This window comes from Paenibacillus sp. SRL342, from assembly GCF_984798905.1.
Window position 1 is genome coordinate 5854457 of the sequence record NZ_OZ481790.1, and the last position, 18524, is coordinate 5872980.

Consider the following 18524-nt stretch of genomic DNA (forward strand, 5'->3'; position numbering starts at 1 on the left):
AACAGCAGACAGAGCTTGTATCCTATTTTCACAAAATAGTAATGCTTGAATGGTACTCCTTGCATTTTAAGCTCTTTGCCCAGCTCCACGTTGAAGACGCATAAGTGGACGAAGAATTTTTTGCAGGATACGTGGGTAACTGCCCAGTTCGTCCTTGCGCAATACACGCAGCACAACCATGAGAACCAGATACACCACCACAACAAGCACACCAACCACAAGGCAGGTAAGCAAGAAGGATACGCGTGCTGGCAGGAAGAGTCCAAAGATCATATTGCCAATCCAGTTCGCTGCAAATCCTACACCTGCTGCAAGCAACACTGTAATGATAAACCCTTTCCAACGATCTCCCATGATGGAGAAATCAACGATTTTACGAAGGACCCGCAGATTCAGGTACGTGATGACCAAGAAGCAGAGGGCCGTTGCAATAATGATGCCGTAAATGCCGAAGATCGGCGCCAGAATCAGACTTGCGATCAGTTTGATCACAACTCCTGCTGCGACACTGATCATCGTAATCCGCGGTTTCCCTACCCCTAGTAAAATGGAGTTGGTGGTCATCATCGTAATCTGGAAAATGGTACCGAATGTCAGCAAGGCAATGATCGGCGTTCCATCCAGATTGGTAAACAGCAATCCGTTGACCGAATATGCTGCCGCACAAAGTGCAATGACAATCGGCATACCAGTCAGAATCGAAATGCGCAAGGCAAGTGTAACCTGACTTTTCAGATGAGCTTCATCCTTGCGGGCAAATGCTGCCGATATGACAGGCACCAATGATTGACTCAAAGCGATAGCCAGAATCGGAGGAATACCCGCAATACTTTGGGCTTTCGCACCCAGGATCGCAAGTACACCAGTCGCTTCTTCGAGTCCGATCTGGCCACTAAGCAGTGGTACCACAAGGGATGAGTCGATGAAGTTAATGGCTGGAACCGCAAGTGAAGACAGCACAATTGGAATAGACAGCTTGAAGATATCACTGTAGATACCTCGCATTGGTAACTGCTCTGCACGCTCGTAATTCAATTGGGCAGCACGGTCGCTACGACGCAGCTTCAAGGTGAAGTACAGCATGACACCGAAGGCACCCACACTTCCCAATACCCCACCAAATGAGGCTCCCGCAGCAATCGTCTGGTCATCATAATTCCATTGCAGCATGACATAAGCCACGATAATGGCTGTACCTACACGGGCGAACTGTTCAACAATCTGTGAAATACCCCCCGCTGTCATGTTGCCGCGTCCCTGGAAATATCCACGCATCATCGCAATGGCCGGGAACAGCAGCAAGGCTGGAGCCAAGGCGCGAATGGCGCTGACCGACTCCGGTACTTTGGAGACATACGTAGCATAATAAGGTGCCGCGAACCACAATAAAGCAGACATGACTACCCCGGCAACAGCTGCAAAGATCAGGGCTGCACGGTAGATCTGTTGAGCTTCACCCGCGCGTCCGAGCGCATAACGTTCCGATACCATTTTACTCAGAGTACTCGGTATGCCCGCCGTTGCTACAGTTAACAGCATTAAATATACCGTATTGGAGATCGTAAACGATGCGTTACCGACATCTCCAAGGATATGCTCAAGCGGCACCCGTTGAACCAATCCGAGTACTCTTGCGATCAGTGCAGCGGCCGCCAGAATGAGCGTACCCCTAATGAATGTTTCTTTCTTAGACAAACGAATTCCCCTTCTTTCCTCCACACCGGACGTGCATCCCGTTGAAGCTAATCCTGAACGTTTAGGCGAATCTTACCACCCAAATAATAAAGAGAACAATCATGACGATTTGCAAAATAATTTTCATCACAGTACTCGTAAATAGCCCCACGACGGAACCAAATCCAACTTTCGACGCTTTGGAAGGTGAAGAACCTCCGATCAGTTCACCGATAAAAGCACCGATAAATGGTCCTAGTACCAGTCCAAATGCCGGAATGACAAATGGACCAATGATAACACCAATGGTACTCAGCGTGGTCGATAACTTGGAGCCACCAAACTTCTTCACACCCCATGCGCTGACGACATAATCAGCCACAAACAACACAACAACAATCAGAATCTGAATGATCCAGAACCACACACCAAACGGATCAAAGCTGAAGAACCAGCCGTAGACCAGAAACGCAAAGAAAATCGCTACAGCACCAGGCAATATGGGATATACCGTTCCAGCCATCCCCACTGCAAACAGCAGCACAATTAAAATCCAGGCAATGGTTGCGAGCAAAGGTTACTCCCCCTTCAAAATATGTTCACGGATCACTTCAACAATGCCGTCTTCATTGTTACTCGCTACGATCAGATCAGCCGCTTCCTTGACCTGCTCCTGCGCATTGCCCATCGCTACACCCAGACCTACGGCCTCAATGACAGCCAGATCATTCAGACTGTCTCCGACAGCAACAACTTCGGACATCTCGATACCCAGCAGTTTGCAAACCTCAGCTACACCACTGGCTTTGGATATTCCAGCAGGGTTGATCTCGATATTAACAGGTGAAGAATTCGTCATCTGCAGACCACCCATTTGTTGTAGTTCCATCATGATCTGGTGACGAGCTTCATCCACTTCGGTATTAAAGCCGAATTTTAGCCATTCCAGACCTTCAATATTGTCCGTCCAGCGATCACGATTGAACAGCTCTTCCACGGAGTATGCCCAGTACCAGCTGTTATATTTCTCACCAATCTCCTGCATTTTACGAATCAATGCCGGATCCATCAGATGACGCATATGCAGATCATGCGGTGCTTTCCAGACTTCACTACCGTTAACGGTTACCATCGGTGTCTCCAGCCCAAGCTGGACCGCATAAGGCATCGCATGGAATACAGCTCTTCCCGTAGAAAGGCACACATGTACACCCCGACGAATGGCAATCTGAATCCACTTGGCGGTCTCCTGTGTAATTTCATGATTATCGTTAAGTAATGTTCCATCCATATCCAATGCAAGCAATTTGTATTTCAATTCACTCATACAGTAGTTCCTCCTAGGTTGTCTCTCTATTTCTCCCTAATTTTAAACTCACAACAAGATCGCCCGGCATCCGCAAAATCGGACGCTCCGGACGTCACAGCTAACGACATTTTACCACAGATCGTCGACCTGCAACAAAATAACCCGCTCAGGATTACACTTCGAAGTTATTACATTTTATGTAATATATAATTTCCTAAATAAAAAACGATCCATCTCCTACAGATGAACCGCTTTTAGCTTAACCTTAGTCAATCTGCCTGTTTTCCCTGCCTAACCCGTAGCCAAGATTAAATCCAATTATCCCCTGTCCGCTCCTCTGTCTTGCTTGGATACTGCAAACAAGGATTGGGACATCAGATTCATGGTTTGTTTATATACGGTATGGGCTGCCTTTACATCACCAAGGAACCCGCCCATATACAGGTGGATTACACCGTGCAGCGATGCCCATATAGTACTAACAAGAGTTTCGGTCTCTTCCTGGTCCGAAATCTGTCCTTGCTTCTGGGCAGTGCTAATTAGAATCAGCAAGCGGTGTATGGCAGTCATCGTTCCCTGCATACTCTCTGCATCCGGCTTGAACTCTGCAAAAGCCCCTCCGAACATCAGCTTATAGTAGCTACTATAATCCTGCGCAAACTGCCAGAAGGCTTCCCCCAAATCCAGTAAATGCTGCAAGAAGTCAGAGGACGGCGGCACTTCTTCCAAACGCTTGGCGAGCAATTTGCAGCCCTCCAGATACAACTGCTGGGCCAGGCCCTCTTTATTGACAAACAAACTGTAAATGATCTTGGTGGAGCAGCCCATCTTTTGCGATACTCTGCGTACAGTAACAGCCTCCGGACCTTCTTCCTGCAAAATGGTTGCAGCCGCATCAACCACAAGCTTACGGAGATTTTCCGTATTTTGCAGGCGAGCTTGCTGATATGTTTTTAATGCCCGCCTCTTGGATGGTGAGGGCTTGTCTTCGTTACTTATAAGGATCACCTTCAATTAGTTATCACGTTTCCGACTTCTAACAGGCATTCTAACCATTAGCAGAAAAGTTGTCAATGAAGTCATCATGATAAAAAAAAGAATTTGACACAATCGTTTTCTTTTGGTTACTATGATTCTTATAGGAAACAATGTTACTGAAAATGGTCTTGAGTTCATTTTATATTTTTTTGGAGTTTCGGTAACGTTGTTCCCCAAAAGAAACAGTGTATTAAGGAGGATTAATATGTCAACAGAACAAAAACAACGCAAACGATCCACTGGTCAACAAATTCGTAAATGGAGCCTGACTCTGCTAGGGGTAATTGTGCTGGGAATCGTTGTATTCCTGCTAATGCCCGCCCCGGTAGAACCCGCTGTTTGGTCTGCACCTGCTGCTCCTTCTTTTGAGAAGGAGGGTCCCTGGAAAGAGAACAACAAACTTAGCTCCGCTGAATTGGTTACCGGCCGCGCGAAGTTCCCGGAATTTATCACTTTTGACAAAGAAGGGCGACTGTATACGGGTGACTCCGACGGCAAAATCTACAGAGTAACCTTTGACGCCGAAGACAAGGCACAGCCAGCAGAGGTATTCGCTGATACCCATGGAACACCTAACGGCCTGAAATTTGATGCTGCCGGAAATTTGATTGTGGCGGATATTCAGAAAGGGCTCCTGTCCATTGACCCGAACGGAAACATCGAAGTACTAACCACTGAAGTAGATGGGGGGCCGATCTACCTGGCGAACGAACTGGACATCGCGCAAGACGGATCTATTTATTTCTCCGATACCTCTAACTATGGCAAAGTCATGTTCAAAGAAATTGCCGAGAATAAACCGCATGGACGATTGTTGAAATATGATCCACTGACCAAACAGACGAACGTTCTGCTTAAGGATTTATATTTTGCCAATGGGGTGGTACTGTCTGCCGAAGAAGACTTCGTGCTAGTCGCAGAATCGTATCATTACCAGTTGACCAGGTACTGGTTGAAGGGTCCCAAACAAGGCACCTCTGATATTTTTGCGGAGAATCTGGCTGGGTTTCCGGACAATATCACCCGTGACGCAGAGGGACACTTCTGGGTAGGGGTATTCACAACCCGTCTGTCTTTTGCCGATTACATGCATAGTCACCCTTGGTTAGCAGCGACGATGTCCAAAGTTCCACAGTCCTTGTTAAATGGAGCCAGTGCCCCGGTGAAACACGGACTTGTTGCAGAATATGGACCAGAAGGAGAGCTTATTCGTAGTTGGCATGATCCAGAAGGAACATTGTATGGCATCACCACGGCCGTAAACCAAGGGAAATATGTGTATCTCGGAACCGCACCGGGAGGAAGCCAAGGGGTTCATCGGGTGCCTTTGAAACCGTAAGGATTGTTATATTCATCTACCTCATTGCCACCTTTAGGCATCCCAATAGCAGCTCACTCCAGCAGGAGGGGCTGCTATTGAATTTTTCTTCGTTCACAGTCCAATCATAAAAAACCGCCTGCAAAGCAGGCGGCTAACAATCTCTATGAATTAACGTGCCGCGAATTTGCGACGAACGTAACGGAATACGATGCCATGTTTCGGTGACAGAAGCAGTGCAAGAACAAACAGAATTCCAGCAACAGCTACCATGCAGCCCGCAATGGAAGCATCCAGGGCGTATGCCATGATGTAACCTCCAACCGAAGATGCTGCTCCGATCAGGACGGCATACAGTATCATTTTGCCCAGACGATCTGTGAGCAGGTAAGCCGTCGCCGCTGGTACGATCAGCATGCCCACCACGAGAATCGAACCAACACTTTCAAATGAAGCTACGGACGTCATCGAAACAAGTCCCATGAGCAGATAGTGGAACAGCACTACTGGAATGCCGCAGGCCGCAGCCAGCGCCGGATCGAAGGCACACAGCTTGAACTGTTTGTAGAACAGCCCAATAACGACGAGGATGACTAGCAAAGTGATACCCAGCATCCAGACTGCCCTCGGACCGACATCGGTACCTCCAAGGGTTAGCGTATCCCACTGTACATAAGCGATCTCTCCGAACAAGACACAGTCCAGATCCAAATCAATATGCTGGGCGTTCAGACTAATCAGAATGACTCCTACTGCGAAGAGTGCTGTGAACACAATTCCGATCGAGGCATCAGACGACAGTCCACCTGCCTGCAAACTCTGTATGAAGAACACCGTCAGTAATCCAAACACTGTTGCACCAAGTAGCATCCATAACGAATCTCTGGAACCGCTCCACAGGAAAGCAATCGCAATACCGGGGAGAACCGCATGGCTGATCGCATCACCGACCAGAGCCATTCGCCGCAGAATCAGAAAACAACCCAGAATGGCGCAAGCAGAAGATACCAAAACGGCCGTCAAGATAATCCAAAACGTTGCCATTACATTTCCCCCCGTTCCTGCTGATTTCGCTGTGCGGCGAGAGTCTGGAGTGTAGCTCGCTCTTCACGCATATATGCGGACTTTGCCTGAATACTACGCAACCGTCGGGCTAACAATCCACGACGTGGGGCGAGCAAGGCTGATCCGGCAAACAGCACCGTAGCCGCAAGAACCGTTACAGGTCCTGTCGGCAGATTGGGCACGAGCGTGCTGAAGATGGTACCCGTCGCTCCGCTCAATGCACCAAATATGCCTGCCAATAATACCATGAGTGCAAGGGAGTCGGTCCAGCAGCGTGCCGCTGCAGCCGGAGTCACCAGCAGGGCCGCGACAAGCACCACACCCACCGCCTGAATCCCGGCAACCACCGCGATCACCGTCAAGAGCAGAATGAGCTGCTCCAGCATGGCAACTGGCAGACCCATGCCTCGTGCAAAACCCTGGTCAAAACTCACCAGCTTAAATTCCTTGAACCAGGCAAGACAGGCAATCAGTAACACGAGACATACCCCCCCCATGACATAGACATCCGTCATGACCATGGATGCCGCCTGTCCAAACAAATATTTATCGAGTCCGCTTTGGCTTCCACTCGCCCCATGCTGAATGCGCGTAAGCATGACTACGCCAACCCCGAAAAATACGGTCAGCACGATCCCCATCGCCGCATCCTGCTTGATCCGGGAGTAACGTGTAATCCACGAAATTCCAAATGTAGCCACAATGCCAGCCACCAGAGCACCGAACAGAAATAAGCCTACGGACTTCGTTTCCGTTAACATAAACGCAATACAGATTCCGGGCAGAGCAGCATGAGCAAGGGTGTCCCCCATCAGGCTCTGTTTACGAAGAAAGGTGAAGGAGCCAATAATTCCGCTACTGAATCCTAACAACAGACAGCCAAGCAATATCCAACGTGTATTGGGGTCAGATAAGATGGCAATGATCCAGTTCCACATGCACTACACCTGGCCTTTCTCCGTCCGGCTTCCGATCATCGCAATCCGGCCTCCGTACGTCTCTTGCAGTGTATCCGGTACAAATACTTCGCTTGTCGGTCCGCCAGCCACGAGTCGTCCATTGAGCAGCAGCACATGGTCGAAGTATTCCTCGACTGTCGCCAGATCATGGTGAACGACCAGTACCGTCTTTCCTTCTTTCTTCAGCTGTTCCAGAAGTAAAATGATAGCTTTCTCCGTTGTAGCATCCACACCTGCAAACGGCTCATCCATGAAATAAAGATCTGCGTCCTGCACCAGTGCCCGTGCCAGAAAGACACGCTGCTGCTGTCCACCGGACAGCTGACTGATCTGGCGGTACATGTAGTCGCCCATGCCTACTTGCTCCAGGCAGTGTGCCGCCAAGTCCCGCTCCTTTTTCCCCGGACGACGGAACCAGCCCAGATGACCATACCGTCCCATCATCACCACATCGAGCGCATGTGTAGGGAAATCCCAGTCCACCGATTCCCGTTGGGGCACATAACCGATGCGGCGACGTTGCTCCCTGTACGATTGTCCGAAGATCCGTACCTCACCATGCATCTTCGGTACCAGTCCCAGAACCGCTTTGATCAGTGTTGATTTCCCTGCACCATTTGGTCCGAGAATTCCGATGAGCTGTCCTTCCGGAATATCGAAGGATACGCTGCTAAGCACCGGCTTTTTGTGATACGCAACGGCCAGATCCCTCACACTGAGAGGAGCCGATGTTGGCTGCGTTCCCTGCAAGTGACTATTGTTCAGTTTCTTAGGAGTTTGTTCCAATAAAGTTGTATCTTCCATAATCCTGTAACTCCTCTCTTCATGTGATTCATTATTTCAGGGCTTCTACAATCGTCTCAACATTGTGGCGAATCATACCGATGTATGTGCCTTCTTCCGTTCCCTCAGCCCCCATGGCATCCGAGAACAGTTCTCCACCAATGCTGACCGTATGGCCTTTTTGAGCTGCTCCGGCAATGATGGCTTCCATCGCTTTTGCAGGTACACTCGATTCAACAAATACTGCTTTGATATGGTTATCCACGAGATAATCCCGCAGTTCGCTAACATCTTTTGCACCATATTCGGCTGCTGTACTGATGCCCTGAAGCCCCATCACTTTCATGCCATAAGCCTGACCGAAATATCCAAATGCATCATGCGCCGTAACCAATACCCGGCTTGCTTCCGGAATCTCCAGAATCTTCTCACGCACCTCGGCATCCAGTGCTTCGAGCTTCGCCAGATACGCCTCTGCCTGAGCCTTGTACTCTTCCGCATGGCCCGGGTCCGCCTCCACGAGCGTATCGCGTACGGCTTCTGCCGCATGCATCCAGTGGCTGACGTTAAACCAGACGTGTGGATCATATTCGGTGCCGCCTGTATCTTTGCCTGAGTGTAACTCCTCGACTGGAATAGTCTCTGTAACAGCAGTAACCAGCTTGCTTGAGGACATTTTCTCCAAAATGTCTGTCATTTTGCCTTCAAGATGCAGTCCATTATAGAAAATGACTTTTGCTTGTTCCAGCTTGCGAATATCACCTTGGGATGCCTTGTACAAGTGGGGATCAACTCCCGGGCCCATTAGCCCGGTAACATCAACATATACCCCGCCTACCTCACGTGCTACATCAGCGATCATTCCCGTTGTAGCGGTTACTTGTAACTTGCCACCACTGCTCGTCTCTGCATCACTGGAACATGCCGTAAGTACAATAACCAGAACCAGAGCCGCTAGCGTAATGACCCCCCTCTGAATACTCCTCATTTTCACCATTAACAATTCAATCGTCCCCTTTCCCTCTCCTAAAATACTTGTCTACATCTAATTTTGTTGTACAAGGTATTAAATTTTAATCAAGACTAATAATGTTTCCCTTGTGCAAATTTTATCCGAAGCCAAAAAAAAAGGCAAGGGATTATTTCCCCTGCCTGTCCAAATATATTTAATTCACTTCATAAACCTTTCGGTCACGATGTTAAAAGAGCTAACTTCCGCGAGGTTCTTTTGCATTACTCTTTGTCTTTTCCTTCGTCTTTCTTACCTTTCGGCGTTCCATCGAGACCATACACTTCATCATATGCATCGAAAATTTTCCGTGCAATCGGTGAAGCACTGACTGACCCGAATCCACCTTCCGGTACAACAACAGCTACAGCAAGCTTCGGATTATCTCGTGGTGCAAAGGCAATAAATACACCATTCTCTTTTTTGTTCGGTCCGGTCCCCTGCTCTGATGTTCCTGTTTTCCGTGCATAATCGTATGGGAAACCGTCAAATGAACTTACTTTGGTAACCATACCTTTGTGCACTTCATTCCAGTGCGCATCGGCAAAATCAACTTCATTGAGCACCTTAGGTTTGATCTCTTTCACCACATTACCGTCCGCGTCACGAATTTCCTTCACCAGATGTGGTTCCATCCGTTTACCCTTATTCGCAAGCATCGTGGTATATTGGGCGAGTTGCATCGTGGTGTACTTGGCTTGTTGTCCAAAGGAGGCAAATGCCAAACGTGTTAGAGCTGATTCATGATCCTTTTTATATTCCAGTGTACCCAGGTATTCACTTGGTAAATCTACTCCCGTAGACACACCCAAGCCAAATTCCTGCATGTGTTTGTGCCAGACATCGATGCCTTTCTCTGAGCCATAATTACGTAACAAACGTTTACCCACCATATCAATCATGAAGGCATTGGAGGATTTCTCAATCGCTCTTCTCGCCGTAATAGAACCATTATACGCAGAATGCGAGTTCTTCACTTGTCGCCCGTCTTTCCCCAAAACCGCATATCCCTGATCATGATAGGTCTCTCCTGCTGTAAATAATCCCTCTTTTAATCCAATAAGCACACTTAGCGGCTTGATTACTGATCCAAGGAGTACAACGGATTCCGCCCGACTAGGCTTGGCATCATTCGGTGGGAACGATTCAGTGGTTCCGTTCCGGAATACATATTTGATTTTGTCATAATCCCAATCGTTCGGATCATAATCTGGCATACTTGCCATAGCTACCACATTCCCCGTATCCACTTCCATGGCTACTGCGTATCCGGTAATTGCCTTGGGAAGTCTGCGCAATTCGTCCGTTATCGCCTCTTGTGCAGCCATCTGAATTTCCTTGTTAATGGTGGAAACCAGACTGTAGCCTTTCTCCGGTGGTGTTTGTAACATCGTCCCATCTGGCAGATTACGTGCGTCAATATCAATGGACTGATATCCGCTTCGTCCACGGAGTTCTTCCTGATATTGAAGCTCCAGCCCATCGAAGCCAACCTTCTCTTCTTCATGGTACACAAGACCAGGATCACGCTGGGTACTTGCCCCCTCGCGGATTGCCTTATATTTGGCAATGGAATCTGGTGCCCGTTTGAACTCTCTTGTGTAACCGACAACCTGAACCGCTACGCCATCCGGGTCATATTTTCTTATGTTTTCTTCCAGCACCATAACACCTGGATATTCTGCTTTTTTCTCCATAAAAAAGGCAATTTCTTTAGTCGATAGATCCGACTTCACCAATCTTGGCACATACCCGAACGTTTTCTGGTAATCCAGATCCAATCGTTTGATGATCTCTTCCGCGTCCGGCTGCTCTTTGTCCCCTGGATTAAACTGCTTAAACACAGCCGCCAAATCATGAGCCAGCTCCTCTGCTTCCTGTCTACGTTCATCATTCCGATAATCCTCGTACAACAACACATACAGGGACTGTACAGGTTCGGAATAAGCCAGCGCGACTTCCCCTGTCGCATCATAGATGGGACCACGAACAGGTGCGAGTGGAATGTCTTTGGTATTACGACTCGTTTCCATATACGTCAGTTCAGGACCCTCCACAAATTGCACAAAGGCCAACCTGAAAATAAGGATACTGAATATGACAAATGCCGCGAAAAAAAACAGATTCAGCCTTGCGGTGGAAGGCTTGTTGACGGGTGTATCTTCCTCAGTCATGGGTTTCTTCCTCAATCGGTTAAACATGTTTTAAGCCTCTCCCGTTCCTCTATAAAAATAAAATATTTAATCCGTCTTGTGAACGTGTTCAATCCATATTTAATCCTTTCTCATACAAGTCTACCAAAGGTTAGCTGTCACGTCTTTCAATATTTGGTTACATTTTCGTAAACAGAACCGTTACACTACCCAATCTACGGATTTCAATGTAAACACTGACATATCAACGTTATCCCGTTCTCCGGATCGCGTTTACCCTTCCCTTATATAAACGTGGTACAGCTCATATGGTTACATATTAATGCAACTAATTAGTTCACTCTTACGATCCATTCTCCGCGTAAAAACAAAAAAGAGGACCCACGAAGGGTCCCCTCTGTAACCAATGCCTCACATCACTGTGTGCCTGATTCCGAATCTGATTCTTTATTTTTGTCCTTTTTCGGTACACCGTCGAGACCGAATTCCTCGTCATAGGCATCGAAGATCGCACGTGCAACCGGAGCCGCACTGCTTGATCCAAAGCCCCCTTCGGGGATAACTACAGCGACAGCAAGCTTTGGATTATTACGTGGGGCATAGGCGATAAACACCCCGTTATCCACCAGTTTACCGCCGACGAGTTGCGTCGATGTTCCTGTTTTTCTGGCGAAATCATAAGGGAAGCCGCTAAATGCCGAAACTTCGGTAGCCATGCCTCGTTGCACTTCGTTCCAGTAGGCGTCGTTAAACTCCACCGTGCTCAGTACCTTCGGTTTTACTTTCTTGACCACGTTGCCTTCCGAATCCCGGAACTCGTTAACCAGTTGTGGTTCCATCCGTTTTCCTTTGTTCGCAAGCATTGTGGTGTACTGTGCTAACTGCATAGTTGTATATTTTCCTTGCTGACCAAAGGAGGCATATACCAACTTGGTCAAGGAACTCTCGGAGCTTTCCATGTATTCTTTGAGACCAGGCCGCTCATTAGGCAAATCTACCTCTGTAGATACACCAAGACCGAATTGCTCCATATATTTATCCCATACGTCAACACCCTCTGCACCATACTTCGAATACAGTTTCTTCCCGATCTCGTCGATCATAAACACGTTTGAGGAATGACGAATCGCATCACGAGGATACATTGCACCATACACATGCCCTGATGAGTTCTGCACTCTGCGATTGTCTCCACCAAAGGTCGTTGAACCTCTATCCGAATATACGGTATTTGTAGTGAAGAAACCTTCTTTCAAACCGATCAATACACTAAGTGGTTTGATCGTTGAACCGAGCAACACAACAGATTCCGCCCGTTTACCAGAGTCATCCGGCGGGAAGCCCCGAATCGTACCATTCTGATAAATATATTTTATTTTTTCATAATCTTCTGTACTTACACCGCCTGTTTTCCACACATTGGTGTCGTAATCAGGCATACTGGCAGCTGCTACAATTTTTCCCGAATCCACTTCCATCGCCACGGCATATCCCGTCTTCGCATTTGGATGCAATTTACCGGATACCGGATTCCGATGGAGCCAGCTCAGCTGGTCTGTAATAGCCTGTTCTGTTTTCACCTGAACGTTCTTGTTAATGCTGGAAATCAGGTCGTAACCTTTCTGCGGCGGGGTAGAACCTGCTACACCTTCAGGCAAATTACGCAAATCAACATCAACGGATGTATATCCGCTTTTGCCGCGGAGTGCATCCTGATATTGCAACTCCAGTCCATCAAAACCTACAAATTCATTCTCCGTATACACCAGGCCCGGATCCGTTTGCGTTTTATTGGCCTCATCCACCTCTTTGTATTTGTTCAAGGACTTCGAACTTCTGAACTTCTTGAGATAACCGATGGTCTGAACCGCTACCGTATCCGGATCGTAGAATCGCACACTCTCCTCGACGATCTGAATACCTTTGAACTCGTCCTTGTGCTGTAGGAAATAAGCAACTTCTTCCTCGGACAGATCACTCTTGATCAGACGCGGCATAAAACCGTTCGCTTTGCGGGAGTTCAAGTCCATCTCTTCAATAATTTTCTCCACCGTAAGTGACTCTGAATCCTTCAGCTTGTACTGTTCAAACACATCATGCAACCGGGTTGCAATATCCTGTACTTCTCCTATGTTAGGACTCGGTTTCCCATCAACATCCCCATAGTTTTTATAAAGCGTCAGGTAGAGAGACTGAATGGGCTTGGAGTAAGCCAACTTCACCTCACCTGTAGAATCATAGATCGTGCCTCTCACAGGAGGAAGTGGTACATCTTTGGTAATGTTACTTGCTTCTTCCTGACTGAGTTCAGGCCCTTCCACAAATTGCAAAAAGGCCAAGCGTACAATAATAACGCTAAAAATAACAAAGGAAGCGAAGAAAAATACGTTCATTCGGTAACTAAAGCGCCGTTTGTCTGTAAGTTCATCCTTCTCATTGGAATGCTTTTTCATCCATCCTACCTCTTTCATGACTTGATGCATACCGCTCAAACTGGTTCTTCGCGGCATGATAACCTGGCAACGTCGTCATATTCCGGACCCATGTCCGTTGTAATGTTAAGCTGACTGATCCTTTAGATGGGTGTCGGCAAAATTCGGAGGATTAAACCAGTCTCCACTGATTGCCCATGTCGGGTCAAGCGGAACCCAGCTCTCGGAATCACTCAAATACACCTCATTCCACGCATGCGGACCATACCCTCCCTGGCCGTTATAACCAAGTCCTGTAACCACTTTGACTTCAAGTCCTTGTGAACGGGCCATCACGGCATAAAGACGGGCATAATCAATACATACGCCTTTGCGTGTGTCAAATGTATTCTGTGGATTCTGTTCATGCCATATGCCCTTTTGCTCATAGTCATCCACTTTACCATAGTCATACTGAATACGTGAACCTACCCAGTCGTATAGCGCTTTTGCTTTGGCTTCATCTGTCGATTGGCCTTTGACAATCTCACTCGCTGCAGATTCAATATCCGTCGGAATATTGTGGTCGATGACTTCATATTTACGTTGCAGGATGCCGCCCAGTTCCTTCTGCACAGCCTGCGTAAAGACGGGTAGCTTGTCCTTGATGAACGTGCCAGACAACGGTTCGATAACCGATTTGGCCCCTTGCATATAGATCGGGGATGCTTCCACATATCGGCTGAACATGCTTCCAGGGTAAAGACTGACAATCATGAACAAAACCGCAATGACAATCATTCCGCGGACGGAGCCTATGATCGTGCCAATGACTGCACCCGTCAACCGACTAAACATACCTTTAGGCGCACTTTCCTCAGCTGACCCCTGCCTGCTGCTAAAAATAAATGATGAGAGAAACCCGAGAATCAGTCGGATGAGTCCATAGCTAAGTACAAATAATACAGCGAACCGCATTAGCGGAAAATCTGCAATCGCCGTAACCAACGTATAATACATCTGTTCCCACCGGTTCAACTCACGGTTAGGCATGGCTGAAGCATACTCAGACAGCCACTGCTGTACATATGGCGCAAGCCACAACGTTAAACCGATCGACAACAGAATACCAATGACCGCCATAATGCCATCCATCAGGAACCCAAAGAGTCTGCCTGCTGAACGCGAAGCCCCTCTGGACCAACCCTGCAATAATGAAGCAGCTACAATCAGCAGCAGCATAATCGTGATGCCATTCAATTCCTTCAGGCTGTCCAGCCAATTCTGCAGCACGTACCGATTCCCCCTTTACTACGATGCTGGTGCTGTTTTGTTGTTCTCCTGTGCCTGTTCGACAAACGTACGTATCGTTTCATTGTCGAGTTTCCATTCGCCAAGTGAAATTCCGCGGAAGGTCACATCGACTTTATCCGATTGAGTTCTGCCTTTAATCTCCACATTGGGACTTGTGATGGTGAACGCTCCATCCTGTCCTTTGACGTATTTCGCTTTGGAAGCCTCCTTAAGCATCATGCTGGTTGCTTCCTTCTTCAATGTATCCATCGTGCTGGATTGTACGTCTGTTACTGTCTGTTTGATCTGATCAATGGAGATGCCGCTGTATATCAGTAGAGCCGCAATAATGATGATGGCAATCGCCCATTTCAATACGGTTTTGACCACATTCAGAACAAAGAACAATATGATCAATGCAACCACGATCACCAGCCAGTTCTGCATCACAAACTCTTTGATTACTTCTATGTTCATGACTACACCTTCCGTATTAGAATTCATTCGTAACACTCCCGAATATTATACATGATTTCCGAAGCTGCTGTCAGCTAAGCCCTCTCCCTTAAAAATAAACGGTCTAAGTTCGTCCCGCCGGGCGTACAAGTAGTACCATGAGGTTCTTCCGGGAGAACGGGGAACACGTTCAAGACCTGTAGTTTGAACATGCATCGCTTAACAAGGAGGGGCTTATGTGAAAACGGCCATCTGGCTATACCTGTTTTTGTTCCTTGCCGTATTTGATTTGCACGCCCAGTATCCCATTCTGACTCCTTTTGCCATCTCGCTGGGAGCCGCCCCTACCTTCATTGGCTGGATGATGGGCATCTATTCCTTAACACATCTTCCTGGCAATCTGATTGCTGGAACACAAATCGATAAACATGGCAGTCGCCGCTACATTGTATTCAGTCTGCTCGGTGCAGGGTTCATCCTGCTCCTGCAAGCCTATGTCCAGACACCATGGCAACTGCTGGCGCTGCGTTCCATCAGCGGGTTTGTACTGGCCTTCCTGTCTCCTGCATGTCTCGCCCTGCTTGCACAGTTATCCAGCGATCCGGTGAAACAGGGGAAGTATATGTCGGGTCACGGGGTAGTGCATACCCTCGCGTCTGTCGTATCACCAGCAGCCGGTGCGATCATTGTAGGTTCCATGGGATTCTCAGCTACATTTTCAGGCTTGGGCTATCTGCTTATTCTCACTGGTGTTATTGCTTTCATGACGATGCCTCGTGGCATCATCAAGCAGCATGAGAGAGTAACGGAACCTGCTAAACCTGCTGTTTCACCAGCAGATGCCACAAGTGCATTCCTGCCGGTGTCTTGGCGATACTTTGCCTTGCCTCTGGTGATTGCCTGTGCCCAAGGGATTCTCTTCTTCGAATTACCCCTGCGGGGCGGAGGACAATCGTCCATCATGTCTACCGGACTGCTGTTCTCTATTATCAGTATTGGGGCACTCTTCACCCTCAGCATGTTATTTCTAAACCGGTATTCCCCCAAGCTGCGTCTGGTTGCGGGCGTGCTGTTAATGTCCTTGTGTTTTTTTGTGATGGCAGCCATTCCGCAAATTCCGTTGTCCACCGTATTGTTTGTACTCGGGATGTCCAAAGGCATCATCTTTCCAGCTATGGCTACCCTATTTATCCGTCTGAGCGGAGGAAGCAAGTTGGGCCGCATTTTCTCGCTGCAATCCATTGCCACCTCCATCGGCTCTTTCATCGGTCCCATCACAGCTGGACAACTTCGTATCGGGTTATCACCCTATTTCATCGCCTTTGTTTTATTAATGATTGGTATGCTGCTGCTTCCATACTATACATCCAGACGCGAAGCTTCCCTCGCCGATCCCAAAAGTATATTAAATTAGGCCTGTTTCAAGCTCTGCTTTCCTACCGTTATAACAGCAATTAGGCCTGTATTTTCATTAGCTTTGCATCATTCCCCCATTTACAGCTAAACTATATAAAATGGACTGACGTTTTACACGTTGATAAAAGCTAACTGGGAAATCTATCTTTTACAATCACCGAAGGTTTTATCTTATTGAAGATCATTAAAGTTGAACAATTAGCCAAAAGTAGTGAAGGGGACGTAATCGATTTTGAAGAAGCGGTAGCGTTCGCCTTTGTCTCCAAATATTAACTTTATAAAAGCAAATCAGAAATATATGGAGACAACAGCGATCGGAAGAACGATCCGTAACCGGAACGGCCACTGCAAGCTATTACTGACCTAATGATGCACATGAGATAAGATTTCAGAGAATTGTCTTGATGGGTTGTTCTCTCCAGTTAGCAATCGTGTAAAGAAAGGAGTCCATTTTATATAATCAGTCGATTTTCGCTGCAACATTTCCCGGGGAATGTCGACATAAGCTCTCGAACAAGAGGTGAATATCATGCCTATTCATGTCATTGTGGAAGGTAAGAATGACCGAAGCAAACTGAAACGTCTGGTTGGACCCGAGATCAACATTCTATGTACGTTTGGAACACTTAATTCACTCAAGCTGGAGACCCTGCGCAAGCAAGTCGGTTACGATGAAGTCTTTTTATTTATGGATAATGACAGTTCCGGCAAAAAAATTAGAGGTGTACTTCGGGATGCTTTCCCGGATGCAGTACAGATGTATACACGACGAGGATATGCGGGTGTGGAAGGAACACCTGATGAGTATATCATTGCCCAGCTGGAGAAAGCAGGGTTAGAGACATACATCCAATACCCTGAACATCCTTCCTTTTAAAATGAAATACCAAAAGGCTGCCTTGGGTTGATATCCAAGGCAGCCTTTACAATATGAGTATCAGATGATTATTCCTTAATCAGATTGCGAATATCCTCAGCAATGACAGCTGGCACAACGTCCTCTGTATTAAATGCGTTATATACCTTGCGCAGCTGGTTATTCTCATCCACCAACCCGATCATGTTCATATGGGCAAAATCGTCCTTATTCTCCCCTTCGATCAAGATCTGGAATGAGTCCCTGGCGAACTGTTTTGTTTTGTCCATATCCCCTCGCAAGAAGTACCATCCGGAATAATCCGCGTGAAAACGGTCTGCAAACGTCTTAATCTTCTCTCTTGTATCGACTTTGGGGTCGAATGAAATGGATACAAATGAGACATCTTTACCAAAGGTGTCGTCCTCTTTCAACAGATCCTGCACCTGAGATAACGTAAAGGTCGTAATCGGGCAGACATCCGGACAACTGGTGAAATAAAAGTAGAACAAGCGGACTTTCCCTTGCGTATCCTCCAGTGATACTGTACTGCCATCTACATTTTCCATAGAAAAGGATTGGATTTCACGAATCTCGGGTAATTTTTCCTTACTGGCAAATACAGTGCCCCACATCAGATACACAGCCATTATCAGTGCGAGCCCGAGCAGCATCCATGTCCATTTGTACTTTTTCAGCATCTTCCTCGTCCCTTCTGTATCTTCTCTTATGAATACGCATACATATGTGAACCCAAAATCACCTTTGTTTCGCTTCATCCATC

The 18524-nt window shown here is 47.4% G+C and carries 16 protein-coding genes; 3 read left to right on the forward strand and 13 right to left on the reverse strand.

What is annotated here, in order from left to right:
• Positions 1 to 66 precede the first annotated feature (66 nt).
• From AC4E8D_RS25795 to AC4E8D_RS25810, 4 genes are all read right to left on the reverse strand, one after another.
• Complete coding sequence (locus AC4E8D_RS25795; protein ID WP_221823585.1) at positions 67 to 1695, reverse strand: putative polysaccharide biosynthesis protein; 1629 nt, start codon at positions 1693 to 1695, stop codon at positions 67 to 69.
• Between the two features lie 61 nt (positions 1696 to 1756).
• Positions 1757 to 2248, reverse strand: coding sequence for a DUF456 domain-containing protein (locus AC4E8D_RS25800; RefSeq protein WP_036673315.1), 492 nt, complete (start codon positions 2246 to 2248; stop codon positions 1757 to 1759).
• A 3-nt stretch (positions 2249 to 2251) separates the two neighbouring features.
• Entirely contained in the window at positions 2252 to 3001 is a 750-nt protein-coding gene (locus tag AC4E8D_RS25805) for a Cof-type HAD-IIB family hydrolase (RefSeq protein WP_076211034.1), read from the reverse strand.
• Between the two features lie 300 nt (positions 3002 to 3301).
• Positions 3302 to 3997: a TetR/AcrR family transcriptional regulator gene (locus AC4E8D_RS25810; protein WP_221823587.1), complete on the reverse strand. Its 696-nt coding sequence runs from the start codon at positions 3995 to 3997 to the stop codon at positions 3302 to 3304.
• Positions 3998 to 4226: 229 nt separating this feature from the next.
• Here AC4E8D_RS25810 and AC4E8D_RS25815 point away from each other — a divergent pair, with 229 nt between their 5' ends.
• Complete coding sequence (locus AC4E8D_RS25815) at positions 4227 to 5360, forward strand: SMP-30/gluconolactonase/LRE family protein (RefSeq protein WP_221823589.1); 1134 nt, start codon at positions 4227 to 4229, stop codon at positions 5358 to 5360.
• A 150-nt stretch (positions 5361 to 5510) separates the two neighbouring features.
• Here the strand turns inward: AC4E8D_RS25815 and AC4E8D_RS25820 are convergent, their stop codons facing one another.
• The 8 genes from AC4E8D_RS25820 to AC4E8D_RS25855 all read right to left on the reverse strand — a co-directional run bounded on the left by AC4E8D_RS25820 (position 5511) and on the right by AC4E8D_RS25855 (position 15516).
• Entirely contained in the window at positions 5511 to 6383 is an 873-nt protein-coding gene (locus AC4E8D_RS25820; protein ID WP_221823591.1) for a metal ABC transporter permease, read from the reverse strand.
• Complete coding sequence (locus AC4E8D_RS25825; protein WP_221823592.1) at positions 6383 to 7342, reverse strand: metal ABC transporter permease; 960 nt, start codon at positions 7340 to 7342, stop codon at positions 6383 to 6385. Before AC4E8D_RS25825 ends, AC4E8D_RS25820 begins: the two co-directional genes overlap by 1 nt.
• 3 nt (positions 7343 to 7345) lie before the next feature.
• Positions 7346 to 8167, reverse strand: a complete 822-nt coding sequence (locus tag AC4E8D_RS25830) for a metal ABC transporter ATP-binding protein (RefSeq protein WP_260632921.1) — start codon at positions 8165 to 8167, stop codon at positions 7346 to 7348.
• Between the two features lie 31 nt (positions 8168 to 8198).
• On the reverse strand, positions 8199 to 9143 hold the full coding sequence (locus AC4E8D_RS25835; protein WP_076211030.1) for a metal ABC transporter solute-binding protein, Zn/Mn family: 945 nt from the start codon (positions 9141 to 9143) through the stop codon (positions 8199 to 8201).
• A 236-nt stretch (positions 9144 to 9379) separates the two neighbouring features.
• The gene (locus AC4E8D_RS25840; protein ID WP_076211027.1) at positions 9380 to 11356 is read right to left on the reverse strand and encodes a peptidoglycan D,D-transpeptidase FtsI family protein; all 1977 of its coding nucleotides are present in this window, start codon (positions 11354 to 11356) and stop codon (positions 9380 to 9382) included.
• 368 nt (positions 11357 to 11724) lie between these two features.
• Positions 11725 to 13761 (reverse strand): peptidoglycan D,D-transpeptidase FtsI family protein, encoded by a 2037-nt coding sequence (locus tag AC4E8D_RS25845; protein WP_221823595.1) that lies wholly within the window; start codon positions 13759 to 13761, stop codon positions 11725 to 11727.
• Positions 13762 to 13866: 105 nt separating this feature from the next.
• The gene (locus tag AC4E8D_RS25850) at positions 13867 to 15012 is read right to left on the reverse strand and encodes a transglutaminase domain-containing protein (protein WP_221823598.1); all 1146 of its coding nucleotides are present in this window, start codon (positions 15010 to 15012) and stop codon (positions 13867 to 13869) included.
• An 18-nt stretch (positions 15013 to 15030) separates the two neighbouring features.
• Entirely contained in the window at positions 15031 to 15516 is a 486-nt protein-coding gene (locus AC4E8D_RS25855; protein WP_221823600.1) for an ATPase, read from the reverse strand.
• Between the two features lie 190 nt (positions 15517 to 15706).
• Here AC4E8D_RS25855 and AC4E8D_RS25860 point away from each other — a divergent pair, with 190 nt between their 5' ends.
• Together AC4E8D_RS25860 and AC4E8D_RS25865 are read left to right on the forward strand one after the other, a co-directional pair.
• The gene (locus tag AC4E8D_RS25860) at positions 15707 to 16882 is read left to right on the forward strand and encodes an MFS transporter (RefSeq protein ID WP_221823603.1); all 1176 of its coding nucleotides are present in this window, start codon (positions 15707 to 15709) and stop codon (positions 16880 to 16882) included.
• 531 nt (positions 16883 to 17413) lie between these two features.
• Entirely contained in the window at positions 17414 to 17761 is a 348-nt protein-coding gene (locus tag AC4E8D_RS25865; RefSeq protein WP_062837991.1) for a toprim domain-containing protein, read from the forward strand.
• A 68-nt stretch (positions 17762 to 17829) separates the two neighbouring features.
• Here the strand turns inward: AC4E8D_RS25865 and AC4E8D_RS25870 are convergent, their stop codons facing one another.
• Positions 17830 to 18441, reverse strand: coding sequence for an SCO family protein (locus tag AC4E8D_RS25870; protein WP_076319831.1), 612 nt, complete (start codon positions 18439 to 18441; stop codon positions 17830 to 17832).
• Positions 18442 to 18524: the final 83 nt, after the last annotated feature.

Excerpts from the sequence above, each read along its gene's own strand:
- AC4E8D_RS25820 (WP_221823591.1), bottom strand. The coding sequence starts at position 6,383 with ATGGCAACGTTTTGGATTATCTTGACGGCCGTTTTGGTATCTTCTGCT.
- AC4E8D_RS25865 (WP_062837991.1), top strand. The coding sequence starts at position 17,414 with ATGCCTATTCATGTCATTGTGGAAGGTAAGAATGACCGAAGCAAACTG.
- AC4E8D_RS25815 (WP_221823589.1), top strand. The coding sequence starts at position 4,227 with ATGTCAACAGAACAAAAACAACGCAAACGATCCACTGGTCAACAAATT.
- AC4E8D_RS25830 (WP_260632921.1), bottom strand. The coding sequence starts at position 8,167 with ATGGAAGATACAACTTTATTGGAACAAACTCCTAAGAAACTGAACAAT.
- AC4E8D_RS25855 (WP_221823600.1), bottom strand. The coding sequence starts at position 15,516 with ATGAATTCTAATACGGAAGGTGTAGTCATGAACATAGAAGTAATCAAA.
- AC4E8D_RS25805 (WP_076211034.1), bottom strand. The coding sequence starts at position 3,001 with ATGAGTGAATTGAAATACAAATTGCTTGCATTGGATATGGATGGAACA.
- AC4E8D_RS25835 (WP_076211030.1), bottom strand. The coding sequence starts at position 9,143 with ATGGTGAAAATGAGGAGTATTCAGAGGGGGGTCATTACGCTAGCGGCT.
- AC4E8D_RS25840 (WP_076211027.1), bottom strand. The coding sequence starts at position 11,356 with ATGTTTAACCGATTGAGGAAGAAACCCATGACTGAGGAAGATACACCC.
- AC4E8D_RS25845 (WP_221823595.1), bottom strand. The coding sequence starts at position 13,761 with ATGAAAAAGCATTCCAATGAGAAGGATGAACTTACAGACAAACGGCGC.
- AC4E8D_RS25825 (WP_221823592.1), bottom strand. The coding sequence starts at position 7,342 with ATGTGGAACTGGATCATTGCCATCTTATCTGACCCCAATACACGTTGG.
- AC4E8D_RS25870 (WP_076319831.1), bottom strand. The coding sequence starts at position 18,441 with ATGCTGAAAAAGTACAAATGGACATGGATGCTGCTCGGGCTCGCACTG.